General features: G+C 42.9%; 11 protein-coding genes and 1 other RNA gene. 3 read left to right on the top strand and 9 right to left on the bottom strand.

The annotated features are described in order from the left end of the window. Positions 1-265 precede the first annotated feature (265 nt). On the top strand, positions 266-1,261 hold the full coding sequence (locus NPA36_RS07830; protein ID WP_256945569.1) for a peptidylprolyl isomerase: 996 nt from the start codon (positions 266-268) through the stop codon (positions 1,259-1,261). Between the two features lie 942 nt (positions 1,262-2,203). Here NPA36_RS07830 and dhaQ read toward each other — a convergent pair. From dhaQ to dnaX, 6 genes are all read right to left on the bottom strand, one after another. Then, positions 2,204-3,190, bottom strand: coding sequence for a DhaKLM operon coactivator DhaQ (dhaQ, locus tag NPA36_RS07825; protein ID WP_256945568.1), 987 nt, complete (start codon positions 3,188-3,190; stop codon positions 2,204-2,206). 180 nt (positions 3,191-3,370) lie between these two features. Beyond that, on the bottom strand, positions 3,371-3,967 hold the full coding sequence (recR, locus tag NPA36_RS07820; protein WP_256945567.1) for a recombination mediator RecR: 597 nt from the start codon (positions 3,965-3,967) through the stop codon (positions 3,371-3,373). Between the two features lie 30 nt (positions 3,968-3,997). Then, positions 3,998-4,324, bottom strand: coding sequence for a YbaB/EbfC family nucleoid-associated protein (locus NPA36_RS07815; RefSeq protein ID WP_256945566.1), 327 nt, complete (start codon positions 4,322-4,324; stop codon positions 3,998-4,000). Between the two features lie 99 nt (positions 4,325-4,423). Further along, positions 4,424-4,738, bottom strand: a complete 315-nt coding sequence (locus NPA36_RS07810) for a type II toxin-antitoxin system RelE/ParE family toxin (protein ID WP_256945565.1) — start codon at positions 4,736-4,738, stop codon at positions 4,424-4,426. A gap of 14 nt (positions 4,739-4,752) precedes the next feature. Next, a complete protein-coding gene (locus NPA36_RS07805) occupies positions 4,753-4,998 on the bottom strand; it encodes a type II toxin-antitoxin system Phd/YefM family antitoxin (protein ID WP_256945564.1) in 246 nt (81 codons plus the stop codon). Positions 4,999-5,247: 249 nt separating this feature from the next. Next, the gene (gene dnaX / locus NPA36_RS07800; protein ID WP_256945563.1) at positions 5,248-7,053 is read right to left on the bottom strand and encodes a DNA polymerase III subunit gamma/tau; all 1,806 of its coding nucleotides are present in this window, start codon (positions 7,051-7,053) and stop codon (positions 5,248-5,250) included. A 341-nt stretch (positions 7,054-7,394) separates the two neighbouring features. On the opposite strand from dnaX, the gene NPA36_RS07795 reads away from it, so the two are divergent. Further along, a complete protein-coding gene (locus NPA36_RS07795; protein ID WP_256945562.1) occupies positions 7,395-7,670 on the top strand; it encodes a DUF2089 domain-containing protein in 276 nt (91 codons plus the stop codon). Further along, positions 7,663-7,953, top strand: a complete 291-nt coding sequence (locus tag NPA36_RS07790; RefSeq protein WP_256945561.1) for a hypothetical protein — start codon at positions 7,663-7,665, stop codon at positions 7,951-7,953. The genes NPA36_RS07795 and NPA36_RS07790 overlap by 8 nt, the downstream gene beginning before the upstream one ends. A gap of 280 nt (positions 7,954-8,233) precedes the next feature. Here the strand turns inward: NPA36_RS07790 and NPA36_RS07785 are convergent, their stop codons facing one another. From NPA36_RS07785 to NPA36_RS07775, 3 genes are all read right to left on the bottom strand, one after another. Beyond that, positions 8,234-10,432: a HelD family protein gene (locus tag NPA36_RS07785; protein ID WP_256945560.1), complete on the bottom strand. Its 2,199-nt coding sequence runs from the start codon at positions 10,430-10,432 to the stop codon at positions 8,234-8,236. Positions 10,433-10,527: 95 nt separating this feature from the next. Continuing rightward, positions 10,528-10,614: signal recognition particle sRNA small type (gene ffs / locus NPA36_RS07780), an RNA gene on the bottom strand. A gap of 112 nt (positions 10,615-10,726) precedes the next feature. Next, a complete protein-coding gene (locus NPA36_RS07775; RefSeq protein ID WP_256945559.1) occupies positions 10,727-11,593 on the bottom strand; it encodes a VOC family protein in 867 nt (288 codons plus the stop codon). Between the last annotated feature and the right edge of the window lie 288 nt (positions 11,594-11,881).

The raw sequence follows: 11,881 nt of genomic DNA, 5'->3' as shown, positions 1-11,881 counted from the left end.
TGAGCCGATTTACAACCACCTAAACAGCTAAGCCAGTGAAACCAAGGTTTTCGACGGTGCCCCGTTCTGATTTCGGATAGATTTCTGGGGAACTCTTTTATGCTGTAGAAAGCTCCTTGTTTTATTTCAGATTTTTTGCCCAAGGTCCGCTGATTCATGAAGATTGTTTGACTTTTTTGTAGTATTTTTGCTCTAACCTTTGTTTTGCCTTGATTATGTGGTATATTGTTGACTGTTAGATAAATTATTGAAGGATGTGTACAATATGAAGAAATCTTTCGTAGGAGCCCTAGCCCTACTATCCTCTGTGGTATTGGTTGCTTGCTCAAACGGAACAGGTACTAGCTCTCCTGATACAGTCTTGACATCAGATGCAGGTACCATCACCAAGGATCAATTATATACTGCTCTAAAATCCCAAGCTGGTTCAGCTACCTTGCAACGTTTGGTCATGATTCAAGTTCTTGAAAAAGATGCTGGCGACCAAAAAGATACCTTGAAAAAAGAAGCTGATGCAGAAGTTGCCACACAAATGACGCAATACGGCGGCGAAGAAGGCCTAACCTCAATTCTTAAACAAAGTGGTTTTTCTTCTATTGATATGTATAAAGAAACAGTTTACTTGAACAAGTTGATTAACGCAGCTGTTAAAAAGGCAACAACCTTCACAGATGCAGAAGTTCAAGCTCACTACGATGCTTGGCAACCAAAAATTACCGTGCAACATATTTTAATCGCTAGCAAAGCAACAGACGACCCTACAGCCATCGCAGCAGCTAAACAAAAAGCTGTCGATTTAATCGGCCAACTGAATGGTGGCGCTGATTTTGCGACTTTGGCCAAAGAAAACTCTGACGATACCGGCTCAAAAGAAAGTGGCGGAACCATCGGACCATTCTCTCATAACGAGATGGTAGCACCTTTCTCTGATGCAGCCTATGCCCTTGCCAATGTTGGTGACTATACCAAGGAGCCTGTCCAAACTGATTATGGTTTCCACATCATCAAGTTGACCGACAAACCTGCTAAAGAAGCTTTAGATAAAGTCCGCGCAACTATGGAAGAAGAAATGCTGAATGAAAAATTAAAAGACTCAGCTTACATCCATTCTATCGTTGGTAAATTGATCCAAGAAGCAAACATCAAGATTAACGATGAAGACTTGAAAGATGCGCTTGCTGAATTCTTGCCTGCTGATGCTGGTGCAGCATCATCTAGTGAAGCAGCTAGCTCTTCCAGTGAAGCGTCAAGTTCTAACTAGGTTTCTAGATTTTAAACATTGCGTCACCCTTGAGGTTAGGTCTTACCTAACTTCGAGGGTGCTTCTTTGTGTTTGGGTAAGAATCTCTAGCAAATACATCTGCATAAAAAAGTTCCTAGAAGTTTTATCAGAAATGAGAACGGTAGCGCCACTATTTCTGATAAAACTTCTAGGGCTCTTTTGTTTTCTTGCAAGATAGGCTGTTTGCCCACTTCCAAAGTCTTGAATGAGCAAAGTTTTCTCAAAATTCGTTTCATCTTGACCAAGTGAAGATCTTAAAAGATTCGATAATGAGGAATTATGAGAAACATACTCTAAATCTGTTAGATTACTGGGACTAGACAACTTCTACTCCCAGTAAAATGCCCAAATAAGATGCCTTTTCTCATAATTCAACCGATAATCCTATTATACTAGTAATAAATCTAACAAATAGTACCAATTATTAGAAAAGAACTCCAAATCTAGTAAATTACTGGGAGTAGACGACTTCTACTCCCAGTAAAATGCCCAAATAAGATGCCTTTTCTCATAATTCAACTGATAATCCTGTTATACTAGTAATAAATCTAACAAATAGTATGAATTATTAGAAAAACACTCCAGATCTAGTAAATTACTGGGACTAGACGACTTCTACTCCCAGTAAAATGCCCAAATAAGATGCCTTTTCTCATAATTCAACCGATAATCCTATTATATCAGCAACAAAACTAAAAAATTATACGAATCTTGAGAAAAAAGAGGCTGAGCTCCACGATGTACTAGGAGTAGAGATTGGGCAAGCATAAATATTATGACAAAATAAAATAGTTCCCAAAAATATATCTGAAATCGAAACGGTACTACCGTTCTCATTGTGGATACCTTTCGGGAACCTATTTTTGATTTAGGAATAGCTTTTATTGTTTATAGACTTTTCCCAAGTTCAGGGACTTGCATTTACCAAGCAAACGCTTGGGTTGGGGCTTGTAGGTAGTCTAGCCATAGTTGGTTTTTGATAGGACACATGGTCAGTGAGAGTCCCGCCATGTCTAGGCTGGTCATGTATTTTCCGGTTTTCAAGAAGTTTACTTTGATGCCTTCCAGTTCCAGCAGGCGCATGACATCATTTGTGAAGATGAGCTGCTCCATGAGTGGCGTGGCGCCCAGGTTGTTGATGAGCACGATATACTCATCCCCGTCTTGCCAGCGGAATTTCATCTTTAGTTTGTTGACTAATTCGTTTGCCAGTCGTTCGGATGAGACGAAGTTGACGGTTCGATAGCCGGGTTCACCGTGGATGCCGATGCCAAATGAGATTTCTTGCGGTCCTAGTTGGAATAGTGGCGTGTCTTGACCTGGGATGGTGGCTGGACGGGTGGCGACGGCTAGGGTATGGATATGGACGCTGAGTTCTAGCGCCAAGTCCTCTAGTTGGTCTAGGCTCGCTCCTTGCACAGCTGCCTGACCCAAAATCTTATGCAGCAAAATAGTGCCAGCAACGCCTCTGTGTCGCATGTGAAAATTGTAGGTATCAACTGAAATATCATCGTGGGAGATAACATATTTGGTTGATATTCCGGCTTGGTTGGCTTCTTGAATAGCTTGGTGGAACTCTTTTAAATCAGCTTCAAAATTCTTGATAATTAGGAAAACACCTTTACCACGGTTGACTGTTTGAATGGCCTGAAAGATGTGCTTGGCTTTAGGCGGGACAAAAATCGGACCACTTACAGCCGCCGTTAACATACCACGACCGACAAAACCGAAGTGGGCTGGCTCGTGACCACTACCTCCTCCAGAAATAATGGGAATAATCTGGTCATCTTGGTGCTTTTGATAAATAATACCTGTTTTATCCATCTGAGCCAGATGAGGGTAACTGGTCACCACTCCATCTAACATTTGTTGGCCTATCAGGCTCATATCGTTGACAATATTGACCATAGGAGCCTCCTTCCTACTCTGTTTCTATCAGTATATCGCTTGTTGGGGGAAAAAACTAGTCACAGAAATAAATCACTCCTTGAGAGATTTTTTCAAAGTTTAACTAACCTTTAATGATAAGCACCATTTTCCACAAAAAAAGACATAAAACTCTCATCAGAGCTCTATGTCTTTATCGCTTTACAGTTCTCGTCTGCCTTCTATGGCGCGGAAGAGGGTCATTTCATCGGCGTATTCGATGTCGCTGCCGACTGATAGTCCGTGGGCTAGGCGGGTGACCTTGATGCCGGCTGGTTTAATCAGGCGGGATAGGTACATGGCGGTCGCTTCGCCTTCAGCTGTGGCGTTGGTTGCGATGATGACTTCTTCGATGGTTGGGTCTTGCAGGCGTTTAATCAGCGATGCTACGTTGATATCATCAGGCCCAGTGCCTTCCATTGGCGACAAAACACCGTGCAGAACGTGGTATTGCCCATGATACTCCCGCATCCGCTCCAAGGACATAACATCCCTAGAATCCTCCACCACCAAAACCGTCGACTTGTCACGACTAGCGTCTTGGCAGATTTCACAAGGGTCTTCTTGCGTCACATTCCCACAAATGGAGCACATACGCAGGTCACGCTTGCAACTGATTAAGGCATTGGCAAAATTCACCACATCTTCCTCACGCATATCCATGCTAAAAAAAGCTAGGCGAGCTGCTGTTTTAGCGCCTATACCGGGTAATTTCATGTAGGAATCCATCAGTTTGGCGATTGGTTCAGGATACTGCATCAGGTCTCACTTCCATTCTGTGACTCGTTTCTAGAAACCAGGGATATTCAATCCTTTGGTAAATTGGCCCATGGTGCTGTCATTGGCTTGTGCTACAGTTTCAAGGGCATTGTTTACTGCCATCATGACTAGGTCTTGCAGTAACTCAACATCTTCTGGGTCAACAGCCTCTGGTTTAATCTCAATAGCGGTCACTTTGCGCTCACCAGTCATGGTTACTTTGACCATGTCGCTTTGGGAGACACCTGTGAATTCTTGTTGGTTCAAGCTTTCTTGTGCCTCTTGCATTTGTTTTTGCATTTTTTGCATTTTTTGCATTTGTTTCATCATGCCTTGCATATTTCCCATACCTCTCATGTGGGTACCTCCTTGTGATTTTAAATGGTGTGCTTGTGTTAAGTGGTTGAGTCTTCAGATAAATCTGATTGTACTCACTTGACAGTGGTAATTAAAAATCTACAAATATTTTTGAATGGTGTTCATCCAATTCGATTTAGCTGGTAACAAGCGTAAAACATCTACCTTTTTTTCATCATTTTGGATAGCATAAAATAAAATATAGTCATCTTCCAGTAGGTACCGAATGTTTGTGCTGACATCTAAACGATAGGATAAACTTGTTCCAGTCAACGGACTTTCTTCCAACTTTTCATAGATTAACGTATCCAAATGAATGACAAACTTTTCAATATTTTCAAGATACATACCTAACTCTCGCTTATAGAAAACAGCTTCTTCAACATCTCTAAGTACTTGGCGTGCAACATTCACAGTATAACCCATCATCAAATACCTAAATTAGTTTTAAACTCTTCACGAGAAACAGGTTCTTCATTTCGTAAAGACTGATAGCCTTTCTGAAGCTCTTCAAACAATCTTAATGTCGCTTGTGTCTTTCGCCATTCCTCAATATCTACAACCGCATAAGCAGCCTTTCCATTACGAGTTAAGATAACTTGGGAACCAACACTGACATCACTCAATTTTTGATTATAGTATCGCATATCCGATACAGGCATAATATTTTCCATAAAAAACACTCCTTGGTTACTTAAAATTTTACTTAATTATACCGTGGAATTGCTTTTTCTTCAACTTTCTTCACTTTATAGACTCAAGCTTTGAATTCCCTAAATTTCTACAGCTCTAAGCGCTACTCACGCTCTGATTGAAACGCGTTCGGGCTCCTAGCTTTTCGGGATTTAGATAAATTTTTCTACAGCCTCTTCAAGGCTTCCGTAAAAATTTCCTAAAATCCTGTCATAGCTGGGCAGTCGCCCTCACGCTCTGATTTCTACTATATTCCCAAAGTCGGCTTTTGTTTTTTCAGCTAGTTTATCTACTTCGGTTTGTTCTTCTTCTATGATTTGGTCTTCGATTAGGTTGTCTATTTCGTGCTCTTCTTGGGGTTCTGCTTTGTCTAGGTCTAATCGTAGGTCTTGGTTTTCTGGGTCTTCGGTGGCGCCTGAGACGGATTCTTCGTCTTTTAGTTTTCGTTTTTCTAGGATATATTCTTTACGGATGAGTGGCCATTCTTGGCTTTGAACGCTGACGTATTCTCCGGTGTAATTGATGGTTTTTTGGCAGTAGTTTTTAACCGCTTCTATCAATTCAGTGTTTCCGTCCGCTCGTTGGCAGAGGATTTCGTAGTCAAATTTGAGCACGAATCCGTCTTTGCTGGCGGCGACTGGTTCGGATGCTTTTAGGATGGCTTTTTGTGTCACGGATAGGCTGTCCAGTAAGTCTGGCCAAACTTCTCTGATGGCTTGCAGGTCTTGTTTGGTGGCGTGGTTCAAGACTTTGTAGATGAGGCTCAGGTTTGGTTTGTAGTCACTTTTTGTGGTGCTTACTTTTTTAGCGGGAGCACTTGTCTGGGTCTCAGCACCATTTGCCGGGATGCCGTTTTGTTTGAGTTGGGCTAGTTGGTTTTCTAGGGCTTTCATCTGTTTTTGTAGTTCTTCTACTTGGCCTTGGTCGCTGACACTCGTGGCTATTGGCGTCACTTGCACTTGGCTCATTTTGACGATGAAGACTTCTAGGTTGATACTGGGTTTGGTGGTGAAGCGCATCTCTTGTTGGGTTTGGTTGAAGGCTTCGATCAGTTGGTAGAGGTAGGTGTTGGGCACCTTGTCCACGAAATCAACTAGGTTTTGGTTGACTTGAATCATGGTCCAATTCTCAACCGATACTTGTGACTGCTTGCCGACTAGGATGTCTCTGGAAAACTCAATCATCTCTTCGACAAAGCGTCCTGGCTCCTTGCCAGATTCTAATAAATCATGAAATAGTCCTAATGCCGACTCGGTTTGTCCAGCCCACAATTCTTGTAGAAAGTTGGTTTTCATCTCATCGGTCAGGCTTCCAGAAACTTGGATGGCTTGTTCAAAGGTCACTGCACCATTTCCAAACGAAATGACTTGGTCAAGCAGGCTCAAGGCATCTCGCATGCCGCCATTTGCAAAGCGGGCAATGACATCAAGGGCTGCTGGGTCGTAGTCGATGGCTTCTTCTTGCAGAATGTGAGCCATGTGGTTTTTGATGTCGTCAGAGGTGATGCGACGGAAATCAAAGCGTTGTGTTCTGGAAATGATGGTGGCTGGAATCTTATGGGGTTCGGTGGTGGCTAGGATAAAGACCACGTTTTGTGGCGGTTCTTCAAGGGTTTTGAGCAGGGCATTGAAGGCACCGGTGGACAGCATGTGGACTTCATCAATGATATAAACTTTGTAGCTTGCTTGGGTTGGTGCATAACGAGCTTTGTCCCGGATATCTCGGATTTCTTCAACACCATTGTTGCTGGCAGCATCGATTTCGATCACATCACCCAGCGTTCCATTGGTGATGGCACGGCATAGGTCGCAGTCGTTACACGGTTCGCCGTCAACCGCATTTGGGCAATTGATGGCCTTGGCAATAATCTTAGCCGCACTGGTCTTGCCAGTTCCTCTTGGCCCGGTAAACAGGTAGGCATGGCTGGTTTTATGATTTTTCAAGGCATTTTTTAAGGTTCTGGTCACCGCCTCTTGCCCAGCGATATCGTCAAACCGTTGCGGCCGCCAGGTTCTATAGAGCGCTTGATACGCCATTCGATTAACTCCCTTCTCATGTGAATCCGTCTTAGGTCTTCTGGTAAATGAATCTGATAATCTCACCTATCTATTATACCCAACTTTACCCAGTTTGTGCACGTAATTGACTGCAAAATTTTAAAGGCTGTGCTGGAGACTCTTTTTGTCTACTGGTGATGAAAATTATTTAACTTTCTCATTTCAACAACGAGCTTTTAAAAAAATTAATAAAAAAGAATAGCAGTGAAATAGATAGCTAGTCTTTTTTACTATAGTTTTATATATTGTTTATTTAACTTGTCTTTTTATATTAATAATGTTAAACTTAAATAAATAATATTAAAGAAAGGGGTTTGTTCATGGATTGGTTTATAAATTTAGAAAAAGAAGAACAAGAATTTATTAAAAATTTTATTCTTGCTTCTGGTTCATTAAAGCAATTAGCGAAAGAATATGATGTTAGTTATCCAACAGTTAGAAACCGTTTAGATAAATTAATAGAACAGATAAATTTAACTGATAAAATGTCAGATTCTTTTGAAGTCAGTATCATGAAAATGGTTATTGAAGATAAGCTATCACTTGATACTGGAAAGTTGATAATAGAAAAGCATAAGGAGGCTAACCATGAGTAATGTATTAACCATAATTATTATTGTAGCTGCAATAGCATGGCAAGAATTTTCCGGAAGAATAGGGAATAGATATTTAGGAGCTATCTTACCAATAATATTTGCCGGATTCGTATTCTTCTTTTTATTTACCGGAAGACTAGGATTCAATTTTAAAGATATCCTTATGCCTTTTATTGGTGAAATAGCATTAATCGGAACTTATGAAAGTGGAAAACAAAGTAGAAAGAAAAAATTGGATAAAGAACTTGCTAAAATGAAAGCAAAAGATATTAGTAAAAACTAATTCTTTATCAACTCTCTTTCTACCAAGCAATTCAGGTCCAAATAGTGACCAAATAAAAGAGTTCCCCAGAAATCTATCCGTACAGAACGGTGTTTCAGCATAGCTGACGCACAGTGACTGTTTCGGCTTCAGCCGATTACAGCCACGTAGACAGCTAAGGCCAAAGACCAAGGCTTTCGGCCGTGCCACCGTTCTCATTTCGGATAGATTTCTGGGGAACTCTTTTATGATTTAGAAAGTTTTTATGTTATTACAGATTTTTGTAGCTTTTCTCTTTATTCTATTCCCCCACCATTTGATAGGGAGCTTTGTTATGTTTGACTAATGGGCTGAGCTCGCCCTTTTTGGCTAGTAGGATGAGGTCGTGCTTGGCTCTGGTGCAGGAGGTGTAGAGTTTGGCTTTCTGGGTGCTTTGGTCGGGGTAGTTTTCTTTGGTGACGTCCATGATAATCACAGCGTCAAACTCCATCCCCTTGGCCACATCGATAGTGGTGACAATAACTCGGTTGCCCAGATACTCGCCGCCATCTTCTAGGATTGGCAGTTCCAGCTTTCCTTTTAGGGCTGCTTGCAGCTCCTTAGCCTGCGCTCGGTCAGAACAGATGATGCCTACCGTGTGCAAATAATCGTCCAAATGGTCTATGACTTCTTCCAGTGCAGCATAATCTTGGTTTTCTGCCGTCAAGACGACTTGCGGGTCCTTCCCATTTCTAGGGAAGACATTCTTGTCCAAATCCCAATCCAGAATCCCGTTAGAAAACCTAGTAATTTGGCTAGTACAGCGGTAACTGATAGCCAGCTGGCGACTTTCTAGGTCACGACTTGGAAACAGGGTATCTAGCCTTTTTTGAGCCAGCTGCATTTGACCGGGGGTGCCTTGCAGGTCTTCCAAGAGGCTGAAAATGGTGGTGCGATTGCCGAAGCCTTGATACTCATCGCCGACGACGGTGAACTTAGAACGGAAATAGTAGCGTGACAGGGTGCCCATGAGCAAGAGGGAAACATCTTGAATCTCGTCAATAAATAGATGGGTGTAGCCACTGTGGCAACGAATCGGCGCTAGGCTAGTTGCGATAAATTCCAATACGCGGATACCTTCTGGAGTAGCTTGGTAATAGCCTTCTTCGGTTAGCTTGATTGGCGTTTGTACGTTGAAGGTCTGGCCAATCTGCTTGCGTCTGGCCTTGGCAAACTTAATCCATTGGTGCAGATGCTTGGCACTATTGACGAAGGCAAACTTTTCAATCTGCTCCTCGACTACCTTGATTTCCTTTTCAAACAGCTTCATGCCGAGATTTTGGTAGTAGTCACTCTCATTAACAAATTCCTGCCCGTCTAGGAGGAGCTCGATTTGCATATTGGACAAACGCTCAAAATAAGCCATGGCCCGGTCAGAGGCAAAAAACTTATTGAGACGGCGTTTGAGGCTACGTTCTAAGGCGCCTTGAATCTGAGTCAACTGCTGGTGATTGGTTAAGTTGGGATTGGTCTGCTCAGACAACTTTTGGAAGTCGCGCAGCGAAAACAAGCGATAGCCCTTGAGGTAGATAGACTTGAAGTGAATATCCTTAAGACTTAGGTCAGCCATTTGACCGGCGATCAGGTCTACCCACTCGCTGTCCGGCAGGTAGGCCCGCTCCCAAGACCAGTCCTCGGTTACCTCAGCCACCACTTCCACTTGGTGATGCAGCTGAAACTCCCTAAACAAGTCCTGCGTCTTCTGCCAAATGGTTCTTTGAAACAGTTCGCTGCCACCCGTTAGATGAGGGATAACATGCGAGATGTAGTTGGCAAAGAGCTGATTTCTGGATAGCAGCAGCATATCGCTCATAGTTTCTTGTCTGGCTTGGTACATAAGGTAGGCGATGCGTTGGAGCAAGATGGTGGTTTTTCCACTACCGGCACAACCATTAACAATCAGCCAGTCCTTTTGTTTGTGGCGGATAATCTCGTTTTGTTCTTTTTGGATGGTAGCGGTGATGCCTTCTAGACGACCATCACGGTTGCTAGAGGCACTCAAGGTTTCCATCAAGCGGGACTCTTCACTTTCCACATCATAGATGGATTGCAGCTCTTGGTTGCGGATGACGATATCCCGTTTCAAGCTGGCGTGGGCTCTTTCTAAGCCATTTGGCGTTTGGTAATCCAGCTGGCCTAGCGTACCCTCGTAAAAGAGGCTGGCAATTGGTGCGCGCCAGTCGTAGATTAAGACATTGTCCTGATCATCGAAGAGGGTTGATGAGCCGATATACATCTTTTCCACCTTCTGGTCCTGTTCAAAGGTGACATCCAGACGACCGAAGTAGGGAGAGGCCTTTTGTGTTTTCAACTGCTCAACAGAATAACGTAAAAAATCCTGCCTGCTGTCTTCCAAGCCCTCCTGTTTTGAACGATTCTTTTCCTTTTGAATCTGCTGGTCAAACTCTGCCAAGATTCCCCTTAGATGACCGACTTCTTCTTTCCATCCTTGACTTTTCATCCAAAACCTCCCTTTCCTGAAATGGTTAATGTGTATGAATCCACAAAAAATGCCTAAAAAAAAGTTGGAACCTATAGCCCCAACCTTTGTCTTCTATGTACATACGGCACATAACGAAGCTTACTTATAGCTGCTTCCTTCCGGACCTGACTCGATTCATAAGTTCGCTATTGCCATACGGCCTTGCGGCACGTATTATTATAAACCAGATTCACCCCAATTGCAAGCCCAAAACCACACTGCTAAATGGTGCCTTGCAAGCAGTGTTCTGCTAACGAGGCACCATTTACCAGACTAGGCTTTGTGGTGGATTTCTAGGGCAAGGCCTGAGTAGTCGTGCGTTTTGATATGGTTTGCCTCTCTATGGTAGCTGGCTCCTGCTGTTTTTAGATTAGCTTCAATGGTATCTAGGTCAGCTTGGTGAGGTGTTGTCCAGATAACTGCGTTCAAGCCGATTTGGTCGTCTTTTGGTGCTGGTAGGTTACGGCCTGCCCAGATATTGGCCCCTAAATGGTGGTGGTAGTCACCGCTTGCTAGGAAGAGGGCTTGGCCTTGGTAGTCGGAACGCACGCCTAGTCCTAAGAGTTGGTGGTAGAATTTCTCGGTAGAGACTAGGTCTTTGACAGACAGGTGCACGTGTCCGATTTTGGTGCCGCTGGGGAAACCTTGGAAGCCGTCTGATGCCAGTGCCAATAAGCCGTCTGCATCTATCTCGATGGTAATCCCCTCAATAAAACCGTCCGGGCGCTTGTCCCAAACAGACTGGTCCTTATCCCAATAGATCTCGATGCCGTTGCCTTCAGGGTCAGCCAAGTAAAGCGCCTCGCTGTAACCATGATCACTAGCCCCTTGCAAGGGCGCCTTTACGGTAATCAGATGCAGCAAACTATCCGCCAAAGCCTTACGAGTCGGCAAGAGAAAGGCCATATGAAACAGCCCAGTTGTCCGGGTCTCTCTATCGGTGGTGCTAGGATAAATTTCCAGCAAGACAGCATTATCCGCCTTAATTCCTAATGAGATATGATTATCTTGCTCAGATATAAGGTCCAAACCAATCACATCTTGGTAAAACTGACTTAAACGTGTCGGGTTGAGCGCATTGATACGCACCCGCTCCGGTGTTAAATGGCTAATTGCTTGTGTTCGTTGATTCATTGTCATATTGATTCCTGCTTTCATTCCTTTAGTGGTATTTTAGTATAGTATCACTTTATTACTAAATTGAAATAAAATCAAGTCCTTTGTCTTTATTTAGCTAAATTTAGTTGAATTATGAGAAAAGATAGCTGTTTCTGCTTACTAACGATGAATAAAGGTGTTTTATTCCTCGTTAGAGACCTATTTTAAAGCTCTTTTCTCATAATTCGTCATTTGTTGGGCTTTTTTACCTTGATTGAATTAAAATCGGTTGAATTATGAGAAAACATAGCCATTTTTGTTTGCTAACGA

This window comes from Granulicatella seriolae (assembly GCF_024543085.1).
Taxonomy (GTDB): Bacteria; Bacillota; Bacilli; order Lactobacillales; family Aerococcaceae; genus Granulicatella; species Granulicatella seriolae.
The sequence above is the reverse complement of the archived record's forward strand: the minus strand, read 5'-3'. Positions and strand labels throughout refer to the sequence as shown.